Origin of the sequence: Vibrio rotiferianus CAIM 577 = LMG 21460, from assembly GCF_002741985.1 — a bacterium.
Lineage (GTDB): Bacteria > Pseudomonadota > Gammaproteobacteria > Enterobacterales > Vibrionaceae > Vibrio > Vibrio rotiferianus.
The window spans coordinates 91,438-109,150 of the sequence record NZ_APHW01000105.1 but is presented as its reverse complement, the minus strand read 5'-3'; the positions used below and the strand labels follow the sequence as shown (position 1 = coordinate 109,150).

Sequence of the window (17,713 nt, the reverse complement as noted above, 5' to 3'; positions counted from 1 at the left end):
TAAATAAAAGACGAATTAGATCACACACTTTATTATCATTTAAGAGGAATATAAAATGTCTTCGATCCAATTATCCAATGTCGTAAAACGTTTTGACGATACCCAAACCATTCACAACGTAAACTTGTCGATAGAAGAAGGTGAGTTTGTGGTGTTTGTTGGTCCTTCGGGCTGCGGAAAATCAACGCTCTTGCGTATGATTGCCGGCCTGGAAGACATCAGTGATGGAGCCATATCTATTTCGGGAAATGTCGTTAACGACACTCCGCCATCAGAACGAGGGGTTGCGATGGTGTTCCAGTCTTATGCTCTATACCCGCATATGACTGTTGCAGAAAATATGGGTTACTCACTAAAAGTAAACAAAGTTCCAAAAGAAGAGCGAGAGAAAAAAGTGCAGTTGGTCGGTAAAGCACTGCAGTTGGAGCATTTGCTGGATCGTAAGCCTGCCCAACTTTCTGGTGGTCAACGCCAACGCGTTGCTATCGGCCGAGCAATCGTTCGAGATCCAAAAGTGTTTTTATTTGATGAGCCGCTATCAAACCTAGACGCAGAATTACGCGTCGACATGCGACTTCATATTGCAAAGCTACACCAAGAACTTAAGTCAACCATGATCTACGTAACGCACGACCAAGTCGAAGCCATGACATTAGCAGATAAGATCGTCGTGCTTCGTGATGGTAAAGTTGAGCAAGTTGGCTCACCAATGGATCTCTACCATAATCCTATTAACAGATTTGTTGCCGGATTTATTGGCTCGCCTAAAATGAATTTTCTTCCTTGTATCGTTGAAGCTTGGGATGAAACGAGCTTAACAGTGAGTCTGGATGTGGGCCGTTCAATCACGTTACCGATAAAAGCAGCACAGGTTGAAATAGGTAAACAGCTGACGTTAGGCATTAGACCAGAACACCTCACGACAAATCCAGATATGATCACACTCGCGTTCCAATGTGAAGTGGTCGAGAGACTAGGAGGCATGACTTACATCTTTGGCCAATGTGGCGGCGTGGATGACTTCAAATACCTTCATCATGGGGACACACAAGTACAGCCTGGTGAGTCAATTTCGCTATTTACATCACCTACCCATTTACACATTTTTGAACCTGATGGAAACGTCATTAAATTTGATTCTGTACAATCAACACATTAGCGCTTTAGTGCCAAAGAGCATTCAGAATGCTCTTTGGCATGCTAGAACCGTCCGATAAAAACAATATAGGGTAATCTTTTGGCTACACTTAAAGACATTGCACAAAGAGCGAAGATTTCTACTTCCACTATTTCTCGCTTTCTTAACGAAGACCCTACTTTGTCTGTAAGTGAAGACAAAAAACGGGCCATTTTGGAGGCAGTAGAGTCTCTTGGCTATCAATCCCCTAAACGCAGTAAAAAACAGTTTGTTCATCATGAAGTAACCAAAACGAATGAGCCATTTGGCGTACGTGATGTTGTTATGTTGAACTTTTTAACGCCGACACAGGAAATAGACGACCCGTATTTCACTTCTATTCGTGCTGGCATTCAAAATCGATGCTTAGAAAAAGGAGTCGATTTAAGAACACTCCATTTAGACCAGATCGATACTAATATAAATCTACTAGAAAACGCTCCAGCCGTCATTGCAGTCGGACATTTCTCCAAACATATTGTAGATACCTTATATCAAGCTAACCACAATATCATATTTGTTGATTCTAACCCTTTAGGTAGCAAAACCGATGCAGTCTTAATTGACCGGTTGGCGTTGTCCAATGACGTTATGCAAAATGTACTAAAAAGCCGTTGTAAAAGACCTGCTTTTATTGGCAATAACGAGGAGCGGTTACATACTTTTCGTAAAGTCACCAAAGAAAACGGCTTGTATCACGATGCGCTATGTAAAGTGAGTAAAGAGTATTGCATCGAGTCGGGGTATCAAGCAATGAAAGAAATGCTACAACTCGATGAGCTTCCCGACGTGGTCTACGCCGCGACAGACATGGTGGCCGTTGGTGTTTATCGAGCCATTTATGAGGCAGGGTTAACCATTCCAACCGATATACAAGTCATCGGCACCAACGATATCTCGTCAGCCCGACATATGAGTCCAAGCCTTACTACAATGCGACTGTTCCCGTTTGAAATGGGAGAGGTAGCAATAGATATGTTTATTGAAAAAATGGAAGGCAGGAAATACAAAAAAACGGTTTTATTTGGTCATGAGTTTATATGGCGAGACAGTTTTAAAATTAACTAACTGCGCGCTAATTTATGATTCTTCAACATCACGGATGATAAAATTGACTTAATAAATTTGTAGATGGATCATAATCACAATTATCTAAGTAAATTTACTTAGATAATTTACCCACAATCACAACTACATAAATCACCTTATATAAATAATCACTAACACTTTTATACATCACCTCAACACCAAAATTCCTTGCTATATTATTTACGTTTAAAAACAATTAAAACGTGAATATATAAAAACGGTGAAACGATGAACAATACCCTAAAAACACTAGCCATCTTCGGCTCATTAGTGGCCTCAAACTATTCTCACGCTTTTATTAAAGGTGCGGATATTAGTTGGATAACTCAGATGGAAGACAGTGGCTACGAGTTCTACAACGACTGGGGCTATCGACAAGATGTCCTTTCAATATTACGAGACCATGGCATGAACGCAGTGCGTCTTCGTGTCTGGGTTAACCCCAGTGATGGTTATTACAGCTCACTGAATGATGTAATTGTCAAAGCGCAGTGGGCCAAAGACGCGAATATGGATGTGATGATTGACTTCCACTATAGCGACACTTGGGCCGATCCAGGTAACCAGTGGAAACCCGCAGCATGGCAACAACTGAGCTTCGAAGATTTAATGGGACAAGTATGGTCTTACACTAGAGACTCACTCAACACCTTAAAAGCTGCAGGTATCACACCAAAATGGATTCAAGTCGGTAATGAAACCAACAACGGAATGCTATGGAATGAAGGAATGGCTTCAAGCAACATGCGTAACTATGCATGGTTGTTTAATAGCGGACGCAACGCAGCCAAAGAAGTATTCCCAGACGCTAAGGTCATCGTCCATTTAGCCAACTGTCACGACAATGCTAATTTCCGGTGGATTCTTGATGGGTTACAATCCAACAGTGCTTGGTGGGATGTTATTGGCGCATCTTCCTATCCCAAGAATGCTACTGGCCTTACTTGGCAAGAAGCAAACAATCAATGCCTCTCTAATCTCAATGATATGGTCGAGCGCTACGGAACGGAAGTGATGATCACTGAAATTGGTGTGCCTTGGGATGAGCCTCAAGCAAAGACTATCGTTGCCGATATGATCCAAAAAGTACGTAATGTTAATCAAGATAAAGGCATTGGGATTTTCTATTGGGAGCCACAGGCATATAGTTGGCAAGGTTATACGTTGGGTGCATGGGATCCAAATACGCGCCAGCCTACTCAAGCTCTTGATGCCTTTCTTGAATAAGTAAAAACATAAAATATTTTTTAAGCCCCTCTTTGATTAGAGGAGCATATTCGAAAGAACAAACTTAAATTAATAATTGTTTCTATCACACTTTCCATGCTGACAATATCATTTCATCATAAGATGATTTTTTAGTAGATCCAGAATATCTAAAGTCAGTTTTTGATGATGTTGCGGGCTTTGATGTGATGGACGCACCTCCCTTCTAGCACCGTTGTACCAAACTAATGGTGCCCGAATTCAGATAATAAGTGCGACACTTCATGGGTAGGACTGAGGAAGACAGCCAATTGTTGAGATTGGTATGCTCTTCTGACCAAAGAAACAAGCAGTTCCAACATGAAGTATCAACAATTGACTGAAGGGAAAAAATACCAGATTTCAGTTCTTTTAGAACAAGGTGTATCAATAAAAAACATTGCCCTTGCCATCGACTGCCATAGAAGCTCCGTTTATAGAGAACTTAGCCGTAATAGCGAAAAAGCAAACTACTGCCCTCAAACCGCTCATCGAGCTTGCATTGAGAGAAGGCGTCAGGCTCCAAAGTATAAAATACCCTCGGAGCGAGTTGAGTTCATCCGATTGTTGATTGAACACGATTGGAGTCCTGAGCAGGTTTCAGAGGTATTGACGGCTTCAGGGATGCCAGTCAGTCGTGAATGGATTTACCAGCGCATTGCAAATGACAAAGCAATGGGTGGTAAGCTTTATCGGCATTTGAGACAAGGCCATAAGCGATACCGTAAAGGCAAAAGAACCAAGCAGAAGCCATTAAGAATGCTGTCTCGATAGATGACAGGCCTGCCATTGTAGATAGTCGTGAACGCTTCGGTGATTGGGAAATCGATACGGTGTTAGGCAAGCATGGAACTGGTACTATCGTTACCTTACTCGAGCGGAAGAGTCGCTTCTTCTTGATAAAGAAAGTGAAGTCAAAATCAGCAAAAGATGTCACAGCAGCCACGATAGAGTTGCTCATGCCATATAAAACGCATGTATATACAATCACTGCTGACAATGGTAGGGAGTTCGCTAATCATGAAGAAATTGCGGAGGCGTTAGAGGCAGATGTTTACTTTGCCCATCCGTACAGTTCATGGGAGCGTGGAGCAAACGAGAATGCTAACGGTCTACTTCGTCAATATGTACCGAAAGGTTCTGATTTACGTGAAGTTAGTGATGACGTGGTATCCCTCGCCATGGCGAGAATAAATTACAGGCCAAAGAAGTGTTTAGGCTTTAAACAGCCAGCCGTGATATTCAAAGAAATGTGCATGGCTGCTTAAATGTGGAAGTGTCGCACTTCGGACTTGAATTCGGTTAGAGAACCAAACTGCCTGAAATTAAGCAATTCTTATACAACACACTGCGTTTCAGGCATACCAAGCCCTGTAAGTTTGTTCAGCGCATTAATCATAGCGTAAAGCAATGTCGTTTCTCAGGCTTAACCGGCCACCTAACAACTGCTTCACTCGATACATTGCTGTCTCCGATAGTGAGCGTTTATGATAGCCGTACCACTTTTTCCACTTTCTGTTGGATCCGTATGGCATCGTGGCAACCCCTTGTGCCATAAGCGCAATCACCAGATATCTCAATAATTCTTCGGCGTGTTTGCTTGAGCAAGTTAGAAAAGACTTCTACATCGGTAACATTAGATAAACTCAGTTCTGCCGCGACGATTTCGTGAGTGCTGGTGTCTACCGCTAAATGCAACTTTCTCCAGACTCTACGCTTCCCGTCAGTACCTTGTACCTTGACCTTCAATTCACCTTCGCCATAAACCTGAGGCCTGTTGCATCGATGGCTAGATGCTGTGTATTACGACTCTAGTCTTTGGTTTAAATAAAACCTCGACTTGTTTAGTTCTTCGACTGATACAACTGTAATGTGGACAGACTATAGGAACGTTAGCCAATGAAAAAACAGAATCGATAAACCCTTGCAATGCTCTCAACGACATTGAGAAAACTCGTTTCACCATAAGCACAGTGGTAATGGCTAAGTCGCCGAACTGACGAGGTCTACCACGTTTACCTTGTTTACTCTGCTTCCACTTGCGAATGGCTTCTTCATCCATCCAGAATGTCAGAGAACCATTATTAATAAGCGATTGATTGTATTGATTCCAATTAGTGGTTTTGTAGCGAGGTTTCGGAATTAGACTAAATTATGCGTATTCCGGCCCTTCTTGAACACTCATTCCGGCTCAATGTGAACACCTATTCTGGTTTAACGTGAACACCTATTCTGGTTTCAAGATGAACACTTTCCTCTGATTTCCGGAATCACTGTTCACATTCAACCAGAATCTTTTTCAACGTATTGATCTTCAACACTTTTGGTAACCTGTTTTTATTTAAGAACAGGAAAATGCCAGCAAAGAGGATTACAATGCGTAAAATTCGAGATGTACTCAGATTAAAACTTGAGGCAACACTATCCATCAGGCAGATAAGCGCCAGCACGAAATTCAGTGTTGGAGCCGTTTCAAAACTGCTTCATAAAGCCAATGAACTTAATCTTACCTAGCCACTTCCAGAGTCAATGACAGATGAAGATCTTTCTCGTCTGTTTTACGCGGCTTCTGACACGAGAGCCTCCAGCCGAGCCCAGGTGCCGGATTGGTCTTAGATCCATCAAGAACTAAAGCAAAAAGGGATAACGAAGCATTTACTCTGGGAAGAGTATACCGAGCAGTACCCAAACCGTTATCAGCTACTCCCAATTCTGTGACCGCTACCTTCACTTGAATAAAAAACAAAAACGCTCAATGCGGCAGATACATAAGGCGGGTGAAAAAATGCTTTATCGACTACTGTGGTCAGACGATTCCTATTGTCTGCGCCAGCACTGGGGAAGTCCGTTATGCTCAGGTGTTCATCGCTGTACTTGGGGCAGCAAATTACACCTATGCCGAAGCTACGGAGTCTCAGTCACCCCCTGACTGGCTACAAAGCCATGTCAGAATGTTTGAGTTCTTCGGTGGTGTTCCACAACTGCTGTTCCCGGACAACTTAAAAAGTGGAGTAAGCAAAGCATGCCGTTACGATCCTGAACTCAATCCCAGCTGTCATCAGTTGGCTGAGCACTACTGCGTAGCAGTAATGCCAGCCCGTCCAGATAGTCGAGCGTTGAATCTTAGCTAAGCTCCGGCACCATACCTTCTTCTCTCTGGCTGAAGTAAACCAATGCATCAGGATTTTGTTGAAAGATCTCAATCAGAAGCCGTTTAAACAGCTTCCAGGTAACTGGGAAGAAGCTTTCAGGTTATTGGACAAACCAGCATTGTCTCCTTTACCTCCGTACCCATACCGATATGTAGCAATCAAAAAAGCGAAGGTAAATATTGATTATCATGTTCAGTATGAACAACATAATTAACCTGAACTCGGGAAAAAAAGAAAGGGAACTAAATGCTGGTTCTGCGATCAGATCTCTCGAGCAAGATTGACCTATCGCAAAGGAACCAGCTATGCATAAACTAGTGGACTTATTTTGTCATGTCGATAACTTTTGTCAGGCTTTTCTACTTCAATGGAAAATAACTCAGCTTGAAAGTGGTGAGCGAAAACGTAATCACGAAAGACGAATGTCTGAAAGCGAAATCATGACCATTATTATTGCCTTCCACATGTCTCATCAGCGTGATTTCAAAAACTTCTACCTGGGTATCGTACATCGTTATCATAAGAAAGAATTCCCAGCATTACTCAGTTATACCCGTTTTCTGGAAGTCATGCCTTCCGTCTTAGTGCCACTAAGCTCTTTCTTTACTCATGTCAAAGGCGAGCCGTCAGGCATTGAATTCATTGACTCCACAAGTATTAAAGTCTGCCATAGCTTACGTATACTGAGGCATAAAGTTTTCAAAGGGTCGGCGGCAAGAGGTAAAGGAACCATGGCTGGTTTTATGGGTTTAAGCTTCATATCATCACCAACCACCTTGGTGATATCGTCGTAGCCAAACTGACTCTAGCAAATACGAATGATAGAAGCCCAGTTCGAGAGTTATCCAAAGGCTCACTCGATAAGCTTTATGCAGACAAAGGCTATATCAGTAAAGCCCTTACTGAAGATTTAAAAGAGGAAGGTATTACCTTGATCACGACTCATCGTAAGAATATGAAACCGAAAGTATTAGAGGCTTGGGATAGAGCGATGCATTCAAAAAGGTTCATTATTGAAACGATTAATGATCAACTGAAGAATATCTCTCAGATAGAGCATTCTCGCCATCGAAGCTTGCATGGGTTCATGTTGAACCTACTTGGAGGGTTAATCGCTTATTGTCTAAAACCAGAAAAGCCATCGCTCAATATCACCAATACTGAAAGAACAGGCTTGATGGCGATGGCTTAAACCGATATGAGGTTAACTAGTAACTTGCCGTTCTCTCAATGGTCGAATGCGTTCAATGACGATACAACGCTAACGGCAGCACTACTTGATCGACTTCTTCATCACTCACACATCGTTCAGATCAGTGGTGAAAGCTATCGGCTAAGAGGAAAGAAAGCGGCTGGAACCATACCAGCGGTTCTAGAAAGTCTATCTGGAAATAAGAGTTAATAACGTGGGTGGGTCAGTTTTACTTCGGCGATACCGTCGATAAGTGGGTCAAATTTAAACTGGCGTTGACAATAGCAAAGCCTCTAATGTAGTGGTTCAATTCACTTGGCCACTACAGAAGTGCTTCAGACAATACAAACCACTAGTAAAGTGGTTTGTATAATTGTAACAACTTAGTCATCTAGTCCTTTAACTGGGCTCATTGCGTGATAAACGGTGTTCACGTCACCAGTCATCGACAATGAACCCAAAGCATCAATGAAGAAACGGCTGGTCATTGTATGCTTACCGCCATTGATGAAGATCTCGATCACTGACTTATCAACATAAACTTCGATAGTTTGTTTACTGCTTAACCTCGGTGCTTTTCTCACAGAGCCAAACTCTTCCGCGTAAAGTTGAGACATCTTACTGCGATCAAGCATGAACTCCGTTTCCGTGGCACTGAACACGATGTTATTGCCCGCAGCATTAGCGAGCGTTAACTCAAACTCGTCCGTTTCTGTTTCGAGTTGAACCATGAAACTGGTTGTATCCAACTCAAGAACGCCTTCAACCGGAACCGCGTCGCCTTGCAACGCTTTCAATTCAGGTAAAGCCGACTGCACCAGATAGCCATCTTGGATGTGAAGCTCGCGTGGTAACGACAACATACCTGCCCACTGATGCTCATTAGATGGTGTATCAATCTCAGGCAGACCAATCCAAGCTATCAGAATACGGCGGCCTTTATCATCTAAGTAAGTCTGTGGTGCATAAAAATCAAAGCCATAATCTGGCTGTGCAATATCTCGGTGGTTTTCCAGTTCTACCGAATCTAGATTTAGGCGGTCACCGACAATATAAGCCACCGAGTAGATGTTTTTGAAATCGTATGGGTTTTCGCCAGACACACCTTGTGGAGAAAACAGCATCACCGACTGATTCTCTATTTCAAAGAAATCTGGGCATTCCCACATATAGCCAAGGTTGTTGTAACGAGTTTGAATTGGACCTTTGTGTTGCCAATCCATCAGGTCTCTGCTGCGATATAGCGCCATTGAACCAGTCTCTTGAGGCGTTTGAGCACCCACAACCATCAGGTAATCGTCGCCCTGTTTCCACACTTTTGGATCGCGGAAATGTTCGGTGTAGTGATCATTTTCGATAACCACGCCGTACTTTTCTATTTTGCCGTCAGCAGACATCTTAGCAAAACATTGAGTGGGTACTCGCAGCCAATTTTCATCGCGCTTGTTACCCGTAAAGAACAACAATGCATTGTCGTTTTCAACCAATGCACCACCAGAGTAAACACCATGAGAGTCGTAATCTTGGTCTGGGTGCAGGCCAATGCCGTGGTCTTCGAAATGAACGAAGTCTTTAGTAGAAAGGTGGTACCAGTACTTCATACCATGGACTGGGCCAACTGGCGTCCATTGGTAAAATAGATGGTGCTCACCATTAAAGAAACAAAGACCATTCGGGTCATTAAGTAGACCAAACTTAGGCGCAATATGGTAGCTCGGATAGCCAGCGTCTTGTTTGCGAAGATTGACCATCTCATCAATGCTGCCTTGTGAAATCTCTTCTATACGACGATATCTTTGCTCTACTGTCCAGTTCGAGTTCAAACTCATACACTCTCCTCGACGACGTTCGTATTTGAAGAGTCTTTTTGAATAAACTGAGTGAGAGCTTCTTGCGTTGGAAGTGCGGTCATTGCGCCTTTTTGTGTTGTAGCCAATGCACCGCAACCATTCGCCCACAGGATCGCAGAATCAACGACTCGTTGATTATTCCACTCTTCATATTGAGAAAGCTTTGCTAGCAAACCGCCAACAAAAGCATCGCCTGCACCTGTGGTATCCACTGGCGTCACTGAGCGACCTGAAATCAACACACCTTGGTTTTCAAATACTCGCCAAACGCCTTTCGCGCCCTGCGTAACCAGAACAAGCGTGTTGTTAAGATCTGCAATGTTAGCCAAACCTTGTTCCATCGAAGTTGAATCTGTTAAGAAATCCAGTTCTTCTTCTGAGAATTTAACCACATCAGCCAATTCAATCGCTTTCATGACCACAGACTTAATTTCAGATGGGTTTTGCCACACTTCATCACGAAGGTTTGGATCGAAGCTGATGTAACCGCCCGCGGCTTTCATGCGTCGGATCGCTTCAAAGGTACTGCTTCGGCTTGGTTCATTAGCCAAAGAGATTGAGCAGACGTGTAGCCACTCAGTTTTCTTAAATTCGGGAATGTCTTCAACAGACATAAACTGATCGGCACTTGGCTTAACCATAAACGTAAAGCTGCGCTCGCCTTGGTCATCAAGATCAACCACCACGGTTGATGTGCGTTGTTCAGGGTCCTTCACCAAACGCTCGGTATTCACACCTTCCTTTTGCAGAGTCACTTCCATAAAAGTGCCAAACGGATCGTTACCCACTCGGCCGAAAAATGCGCTTTTGCCTAAAAGGCGAGAAATAGCTACCGCGACATTGGCAGGCGCACCGCCCGGACATTTCAATAATGTCGCGTCAGTCTCCGGAATGAGGTCGACGACGGCGTCTCCAGTTACCCAAACTTGATTCATCTTTCTTACCTTAAAACTGAAAATTATGACAACCGAAAGCAAAGTTACACTTCACGCTGTCATGTAAAAATATAAAAAGGCTAGCTAAGCCAAATCACCTAGCTAGCACCCCAAAGCTTAGGAAATGAAGTGAAAAGGGGGGGCTTCACTTCTAGGGAGAAACGTTAAGCTGTTTCTTTAATGTTTTGCTTGCTGCTCTCACGTAGACCTAATACGACGGTCAGCGCAAATGCAGTTACGAACGCGATAATCATACCTACCACGTAGTAGCCAATTTTTTCTGGTGATATTGAGATGATGCCTGGAATACCCGCCGCACCCAGTGCTTGCGCTTTCACATTGAACATCGTGAGAAATGCGCTTGAAACCGCAGCAGCACAAACCGCAGCAATGAACGGGTAGCGAAGCTTCAAGTTCACACCAAACATTGCAGGTTCAGTAATACCAAGCAAACCGGTCACACCAGAAGGAATCGCGATACCTTTCATTTTCTTATCTTTACTCATGAAACCAACCGCCAGTGCCGCTGCACCTTGAGACACGTTAGACATCGCCGCGATAGGGAAGATGAACGTACCGCCAGTCGTTGCGATATCCGCAAGCAGCTGAGTTTCAATAGCAATAAAGCTATGGTGCATACCAGTAATAACGAACGGCGCATAAATCAAACCAAACACCGCACCACCAATGAAGCCCGCGCTGTTGTATAGCCAGTTAAGACCGTCACCCAGTAGGAAACCGATATCACGTGTAAATGGACCCACAACCGTGAATGTCAGTAGGCCAGTCACGAAAATAGCCAGTAGCGGCGTTAGCAAGTTATCCAGAACCGAAGGAATAACTTTACGTAGGCCAAGCTCAACTTTCGCTAGAATAAACGCAGAAACAAGAACGGGCAATACTGAACCTTGATAACCCACTTTCTCGATTTCGAAACCTAGAATGTTCCAAACTGGAATGCTGCCCGAAACCGATGCACCACCGAAACCCCAGCCGTTAAGCAAGTCTGGGTGAACCATCAACATACCTAAAGCCGCGCCAAGGTATGGGTTACCACCAAACTTCTTACTCGCTGAAAATGCTAATAAAATAGGTAAGTACACAAAAGGAGCATTAGCAAATGTATTGATCATATTTGCTAAGTCGGTCAAACCCGGATTAGCGTCGATTAAAGATTTGCCATCAATGAACAAGCCTTGAGCCGTCAATAGGTTGTAGATACCCATCAAAAGACCACCAGCAACAATCGCCGGAATGATTGGTACAAAAATATCAGACAGGCCTTTCACCGCGCGTTGCAGGATATTTTGGTTGTCAGCACCTGCAGACGCCACATCGTTGGTCGACATTTCCGTCATTTCAGTCAGCTGAGCCAACTCAGTATAAACTTGGTTTACGATGCCTGAGCCAAAGATGATCTGATATTGACCTGCCACTTTAAACTGGCCCTTAACCCCTTCTAGGTTATCAATCGCCTGTTCATCAATTTTATCTTGGTCTGCGACTGCAAGACGCAGACGAGTCGCACAGTGTGCAAGTGCGGTGATATTACTTTTACCACCTAATAGAGAAAGCAGCTCTTTTGCTATTTTTGGATAATTCATTACATACCCCATTGGATTATCATTTGAGCCTTTGAATATTCGGGAACGTTTGCAAAACAAATTATTGCCTAGAAATAACAAATGATCAAAGATAACTGCTCAATACTGTGAGAATGATCTTCAAATTATCTCCCTAGGATAAGAAGGCAGAGTTAAAATCTCCAAATAACAGGTACATTTGATGCTCTATTTGCAAACAATCCCAAAACTAAAAATACAAATGGATAATGAATAATGGCTAGTCTTCATGATGTCGCTCGTCTCGCTGGAGTTTCCAAGTCGACGGTTTCAAGAGTAATCAACGATGAGTATGGCGTAAAAGACGCGACCAAGGTGAAGGTACGTAAAGCGGTTGAAGAGTGTGGCTATCTCCCAAACCAAGTCGCTAAAGACTTAAAGTCTCAAAAAACCAACCTGGTTGGCGTGATTGTTCCTAGGGTTTCATCCCATGCCACCTCTCAAGGTGTCGATGGCTTAACCGCCGTCTTAGAGCAAGCGGGCAAGCATGTTTTATTAGCGAGCACACACCAAACGCACCATAAAGAACTTGAATATATTCAGATATTTAACCAAAAACGTGTTGAAGGTATCATCCTGTATGCGACCCACCTCGACAGCAAATTAGTCAAAGCGATTCAAAGCTCAGCAGTACCGGTGGTATTGGTTGGTCAAGACGGGTCAATGTTTAACATCCCAAGCATTGTGCACGACGACACTCGCGTAGGGTTTGAAGCGGGTAATCGCCTCATAGCGAAAGGTTGTAAACATATGGGGTTCATCGGTGTGCAAGGCGATGATATTGCGGTTGATAAGATGAGATCGGAAGGCTTCGCTCAATCGCTTCAATTTAACGACCTCACACTGCAGTTTCACGCCCGTGGCCACTTCACCATAGAGTCAGGTTACCAACTGGCTAAACAGTCTCTAAAAGAGCACACCAAGCTCGACGGCCTGTTCTGCGCAACTGACCGTATCGCAATCGGTGCGATCAGAGCCATTCAGGAAGCGGGCCTCGTTCCAGGAAAGGATGTCTTGGTACTCGGCGTGGGTGACGATGAACTTGCTTCAGTATGCACACCAACGCTGTCTACGTTTAACTATGCGTTTGATAAAGCGGGAGAAAATGGAGCTAAGCTGCTGCTTGACCGCATTGAGAAAAAAGGCTTTGAAATGAGTAAGATGGTGTTGACCTTCACCACTATTGATCGAGAGTCTTGCTAGCACTTTATTTCAGGGATCAGGTTATCCCAAGATAAAAAAATGCCAACCTTCGAGTTGAAACGATAAGGTTGGCATTTGATGATGCGACTGTCACATCATGATTAACACTCTCTATCTAAACGATATATCAGGTAATTAGAACCAAGTTTCCATCTGCAGTGCAAACAGAACCTCGCCGCCCTCACCCATCGTTGCAGCATCTGATTCAGTGCTGATCGAGTAACCACTCAGGTCTTCACTCCAATCCACATAACTCACAGCGAAACGCAGTTCTGGTCGGTCAAAGAAACCTGTGCTGGTTGAAAGCTTAAGTGTTGGTGCCACTGTCGCTTTGTAGAAACCGCCGCTTGCTTGCTCTGTCGAGTTGTCTAAATCCATGTACTGCAATGAACCTTCGTAAACCATCTCGAAGTTCTCTGTGAACTCTTGAGCTAATCGAACGTTTAAAGAAGCCCATGTGAACTCGTCATTCTTCTTCAAACGGTCTTGGCTATGCTCTGCCATTAATGCAGGCGCTAAGCGCCAGTTGTTGCCAATGCGTGTGACACCGTAGCTAAACAGGCGTACGGCTTTTGCGTCATCCAGTAAATCACCATTTGAACCGATGCCTTTTAGCTCAGCACCTAGGCCGCTACCCACTAACATGCCCGTTTTAGAGAAGCCTTCGCTCAGACCAAAGAAGTTGTCTCCATGGTACGCAAATATTGCGTGTACACCGCTTTCAGCTGCGCCATTTAAGCTGCTATCGTTGTCTGCTGAGGTCATGCCGCTCAACATCACTTGCCATTGGCCAATACGGTTATTCATGGTTGCAATGTAGTTTTCGACATCTGTTGATGAGCTATCAATCTCGCCGAAATCTCGGCCATAAATAGAGAAATTCGCTTTCCAGTTGTCGCTCATCTGAACATCGTAAACGCCCGCACCAGTACCTGATAAGAAGACAATATCCGAATCGAAAAAGTGAATATCAAAGTTGTCGCGATCGAATCGTTTACCTGCCCAAAACGTTGCTTCAGAAAACGCTTCAGATTCAGAGAACATGCTCAGACGGTTCAGTTCGGAATACACTTGTCGTACATTCAACTGGCTTTCGCTGGCTGTCCACTCGTTATTTGTTTCAGTACTGTCGGCTAACATGATACGAAACAAGGCACTAGATCCATCATCCGCAAAGCGCTTATGAATCAAGTTCGCTTCAACGTAATGATCATCTTCCACACCAAGTCGCCCAATAGGCGCACCAATCGCACCCGCCGCTGTCATGTAAGGGCCAGTACCTGTCGCGCCGTTTAGGTCGTCGTTGATCAATAACCCAGAGCGTGCATACCCGTGAAACTCAAACGAAGAAGCCTTTTCATTGGCTTCGGTAGAAACCTGCTCCGTTTGTGCAACTCTTTGTTCTAATTCATTAATACGTTGCTCTAATGCTGCAACGTCTTCACTTGCTAATACCGATGTAGTCATTAGCCCCATTGTTACAGCAACCGCTAAAGTGTGTAGTTTCATTCTTATGTTCTCACGTTAATTGTTTTGGATTGTTTGCAATCGTTCCCAAAATAATTCGTAAGCGCATTTCGGCTTATACTTTTGATGTACAAGCTCTATATCGAAGAAGAAATAGAAATCAGTCGTGTTGATTACTTCACTTTTGTGTCTGAGTGGATGATAGATCAATACTTTCGGGAACGTTACCTAAAATGCATAATTCTGATAACTTTGTCACAAGTGAAATTGATTAATGGGCGAAAAATATTATATCGTGCACATTGAAGGCTTTTCGAAGGTTTGAGGAGGGAGGTGCGCTCGGACAAAATAAACAACTTCTGGCACATACTTTTCAGTATCAAAGACCGGTGCCCTGTGACCAACACCTTGTTCAACAAAAAGTTGATTCTCTACACCGTATTTGTCTAATAATTGCTTGCTGCATTTGTATAGCACTAATTAGTAGTTTCTCAGGCTTAATTTCCCACCTAACAACTGTTTCACTCGATACATTGCTGTCTATGATAGCGAGCGCTTGTGATAGCCGTACCGCTTTTTCCACGTCTTGTTCGAGCCGTAAAGCTTCTGACAACCTACCGCTAAATTGCGAGGATGCCCACGTTCCCAGAAGGCTGCCCCTTCTCGTAGCGGAATAAGCGGAACCGCTCGTTTGATTCGTATAGCATCATAGCAACCCTTTGTATCATAAGCACCATCACCTGATATCTCAATGATTTTCGACGTGTCTGCTTTAGCAAATTAGGGAGCACTACGGCATCGGTTACGTTAAACAAACTCAGCTTTGTTGCGACGATTCCGTGGGTGTACGTATGTACTGCGATGTGCAGCTTACGCCATACTCTGTGTTTCCCATTAGTACCATGCTTCATGACCTTCCATTCACCTTTGCCATAAACCTTAAGACTAGTAGCATCAATGGCTAGATGTTGTATTGTTCCTCTGTTTTTGGTTTTAAATGAAACCTCAACTTCCTTAGTTTAACGGCTTATACAGTGTAGTATGGGCAAACAAGCGGGATGTTAGCCAGCTTAAATACTGAGTCTAGAAAACCTTGCAGCGCTCTCAATGGCATAGAGAAAATGCGCTTTACCATCAGTGCGCTAGTAATGGCTAAGTCGCTGAATCGGCGAGGTCTACAATGCTTGCCTTGTTTGTTTTGCTTACACTTGGCTATCGCTTCCTCATCAATCCAAAAGGTCAGAGAAGCACGGTCAATTAAGGCTTTATTGTACTGCTTCCAGTTAGTTGTTTTATAATGAGGTTTAGGCATGAGGCTACGACGATTGATGGGTGTAGTCGATCAAATCGCCGCATCTTGATTTAGTTCCATCGATTTAAGCAACATATATGGACGCACCTCTGGATGCAATGGCTAATTGAATGATACGGTCGCTAACATATATCCGACGTCTTTCTAGGTCGATAATAAACCTGCGCCATGATGTAATCCGCCCCTCACTGTCTTTTCAAAGCCTCGGTTTCAATAACCATGTTGCGTTATCAGAGTGTAGTAAGGATGGTTCACCGTTTATTCATCAGCTATTGCAAACTCAGTTGCTTCTCTAGAACTTACTATTTTTAATCAAACAGGTTTAAAGGCCTGATTAATATCGTATTCACTATTTTTCACCAAGATGCGCCACGCTACCCGACCGAGCTTGTTTGCAAGAGCGACAATCGCTTTTGCTTTGCCTCGGCGTGCAATGAGTCCTCTCAACCATGTTCCCATAGAATCCGCTTTGTTAGCTCCACACCGAGCCACTGCGCGAGCACCGTGAATAAGTAATGCTCTTAATTCGCGATTACCATTCTTCGATAGAGAGCCGAGACAACTTTTTCCACCTGTACTATTTTGTTTTGGAACCAGGCCACACCATGCTGAGAACTGGCGACCATTTTGGAATTGGTGTCCAGCACCTACCTCACTAATCAGTGCCGCTGTCAAAATCGGACCAAAACCAGGAATATTCCGAAGAGCCTCATACCTTGGATCTTGCTGACTCAACATGGTGACACGTTGGGTCATTTCATCTATCTCTTCGCTAAGGCTGACAAAGTCACAGTATAAAGTTTGCAGTAAGTTCCTCATTACTGGGGAAAGAGCATTCTCTGCATCTTCAAGAGCTATCGGTAAATGACTTCGCAAAGCTTTAATAGACAAAGGGAAAACCACTCCGTATTCAGCGGCGAGTCCTCTGATCTGGTTCGACAAGGCCGTTCTGTTCTCCACCAAGCGTTTACGGACACTGCGTATTGCTTTGAGGTCTTGTTGCTCAACAGACTTAACAGGAACAAAATGAATATCAGGCCTAGAAAATGCTTCGCAAATTGCTCTCGCATCATTAGCATCGTTCTTTTGTCGCCCAACAAATGGCTTTACGTGCTGAGCTGGGATAAGAGCTACGCTATGTCCAAGCTCTTGAAATATTCTGCCCCAATGATGCGAAGTTGCGCATGATTCCATCGCAATATCCGTTTTCTCTGGTAATTGACGGACTGTATCAAGAAGCTTGTCACACTTTACCTTTCGGTTTGACAAGATTTGTCCATCAGAACTCAACATGCATACTTGGAAGAGGTTTTTGGCCATATCGATACCGACAACTTTAATAGACATAATGATTACTCCTGCTCTTACTGGTTGCACCATTAGTTTGGTACAACGGTGCTAGAAGGGAGGTGCGTCCATCACATCAAAGCCGTTCGCTAAAGTCTAGAATTACGGATAAATTTCAGTTA

9 protein-coding genes and 6 pseudogenes are annotated in these 17,713 nt (G+C 43.7%); 8 read left to right on the top strand and 7 right to left on the bottom strand.

All coding sequences use genetic code 11. The features are described from left to right. The first annotated feature begins 55 nt into the window (after window positions 1-55). From B853_RS21585 to B853_RS21570, 4 genes and pseudogenes are all read left to right on the top strand, one after another. On the top strand, window positions 56-1,159 hold the full coding sequence (locus tag B853_RS21585; protein WP_038884505.1) for an ABC transporter ATP-binding protein: 1,104 nt from the start codon (window positions 56-58) through the stop codon (window positions 1,157-1,159). 78 nt (window positions 1,160-1,237) lie between these two features. Beyond that, window positions 1,238-2,245 (top strand): LacI family DNA-binding transcriptional regulator, encoded by a 1,008-nt coding sequence (locus B853_RS21580; RefSeq protein ID WP_038884507.1) that lies wholly within the window; start codon window positions 1,238-1,240, stop codon window positions 2,243-2,245. A 249-nt stretch (window positions 2,246-2,494) separates the two neighbouring features. Further along, a complete protein-coding gene (locus tag B853_RS21575) occupies window positions 2,495-3,493 on the top strand; it encodes a glycoside hydrolase family 53 protein (RefSeq protein WP_025789585.1) in 999 nt (332 codons plus the stop codon). 339 nt (window positions 3,494-3,832) lie between these two features. Then, window positions 3,833-4,779: pseudogene (locus B853_RS21570) on the top strand (IS30 family transposase). Between the two features lie 68 nt (window positions 4,780-4,847). Here B853_RS21570 and B853_RS21565 read toward each other — a convergent pair. Beyond that, window positions 4,848-5,654, bottom strand: a pseudogene (locus B853_RS21565) (IS5 family transposase). Between the two features lie 212 nt (window positions 5,655-5,866). Between B853_RS21565 and istA the strand changes: the two are divergent. From istA to B853_RS21550, 3 pseudogenes are all read left to right on the top strand, one after another. Next, a pseudogene (gene istA, locus B853_RS21560) lies at window positions 5,867-6,874 on the top strand (IS21 family transposase); the annotation flags it as partial. A gap of 94 nt (window positions 6,875-6,968) precedes the next feature. Next, window positions 6,969-7,855, top strand: a pseudogene (locus B853_RS21555) (IS982 family transposase). Window positions 7,856-7,867: 12 nt separating this feature from the next. Next, window positions 7,868-8,065: pseudogene (locus B853_RS21550) on the top strand (ATP-binding protein); the annotation flags it as partial. Between the two features lie 173 nt (window positions 8,066-8,238). On the opposite strand, the gene B853_RS21545 reads toward B853_RS21550, so the two are convergent. The 3 genes from B853_RS21545 to B853_RS21535 all read right to left on the bottom strand — a co-directional run bounded on the left by B853_RS21545 (window position 8,239) and on the right by B853_RS21535 (window position 12,244). Further along, the gene (locus B853_RS21545; protein ID WP_038884511.1) at window positions 8,239-9,684 is read right to left on the bottom strand and encodes a sucrose-6-phosphate hydrolase; all 1,446 of its coding nucleotides are present in this window, start codon (window positions 9,682-9,684) and stop codon (window positions 8,239-8,241) included. After that, a complete protein-coding gene (locus B853_RS21540) occupies window positions 9,681-10,640 on the bottom strand; it encodes an aminoimidazole riboside kinase (protein ID WP_038884513.1) in 960 nt (319 codons plus the stop codon). The genes B853_RS21545 and B853_RS21540 overlap by 4 nt, the downstream gene beginning before the upstream one ends. Window positions 10,641-10,804: 164 nt before the next feature. Next, a complete protein-coding gene (locus tag B853_RS21535; RefSeq protein WP_038884515.1) occupies window positions 10,805-12,244 on the bottom strand; it encodes a sucrose-specific PTS transporter subunit IIBC in 1,440 nt (479 codons plus the stop codon). A 234-nt stretch (window positions 12,245-12,478) separates the two neighbouring features. Between B853_RS21535 and B853_RS21530 the strand changes: the two genes are divergently transcribed. After that, on the top strand, window positions 12,479-13,465 hold the full coding sequence (locus B853_RS21530) for a LacI family DNA-binding transcriptional regulator (protein ID WP_038884516.1): 987 nt from the start codon (window positions 12,479-12,481) through the stop codon (window positions 13,463-13,465). A 135-nt stretch (window positions 13,466-13,600) separates the two neighbouring features. On the opposite strand, the gene B853_RS21525 is transcribed toward B853_RS21530, so the two are convergent. The 3 genes and pseudogenes from B853_RS21525 to B853_RS21510 all read right to left on the bottom strand — a co-directional run bounded on the left by B853_RS21525 (window position 13,601) and on the right by B853_RS21510 (window position 17,591). After that, on the bottom strand, window positions 13,601-14,974 hold the full coding sequence (locus tag B853_RS21525; protein ID WP_038884517.1) for a carbohydrate porin: 1,374 nt from the start codon (window positions 14,972-14,974) through the stop codon (window positions 13,601-13,603). Between the two features lie 501 nt (window positions 14,975-15,475). After that, window positions 15,476-16,244: pseudogene (locus B853_RS21515) on the bottom strand (IS5 family transposase); the annotation flags it as partial. Window positions 16,245-16,556: 312 nt separating this feature from the next. Next, window positions 16,557-17,591, bottom strand: coding sequence for an IS110 family RNA-guided transposase (locus tag B853_RS21510; protein WP_038884518.1), 1,035 nt, complete (start codon window positions 17,589-17,591; stop codon window positions 16,557-16,559). Between the last annotated feature and the right edge of the window lie 122 nt (window positions 17,592-17,713).

Coding starts and splice junctions, on each gene's coding strand:
- B853_RS21585 (WP_038884505.1), top strand. CDS start 56: ATGTCTTCGATCCAATTATCCAATGTCGTAAAACGTTTTGACGATACC.
- B853_RS21575 (WP_025789585.1), top strand. CDS start 2,495: ATGAACAATACCCTAAAAACACTAGCCATCTTCGGCTCATTAGTGGCC.
- B853_RS21545 (WP_038884511.1), bottom strand. CDS start 9,684: ATGAGTTTGAACTCGAACTGGACAGTAGAGCAAAGATATCGTCGTATA.
- B853_RS21540 (WP_038884513.1), bottom strand. CDS start 10,640: ATGAATCAAGTTTGGGTAACTGGAGACGCCGTCGTCGACCTCATTCCG.
- B853_RS21535 (WP_038884515.1), bottom strand. CDS start 12,244: ATGAATTATCCAAAAATAGCAAAAGAGCTGCTTTCTCTATTAGGTGGT.
- B853_RS21530 (WP_038884516.1), top strand. CDS start 12,479: ATGGCTAGTCTTCATGATGTCGCTCGTCTCGCTGGAGTTTCCAAGTCG.
- B853_RS21525 (WP_038884517.1), bottom strand. CDS start 14,974: ATGAAACTACACACTTTAGCGGTTGCTGTAACAATGGGGCTAATGACT.
- B853_RS21510 (WP_038884518.1), bottom strand. CDS start 17,591: ATGTCTATTAAAGTTGTCGGTATCGATATGGCCAAAAACCTCTTCCAA.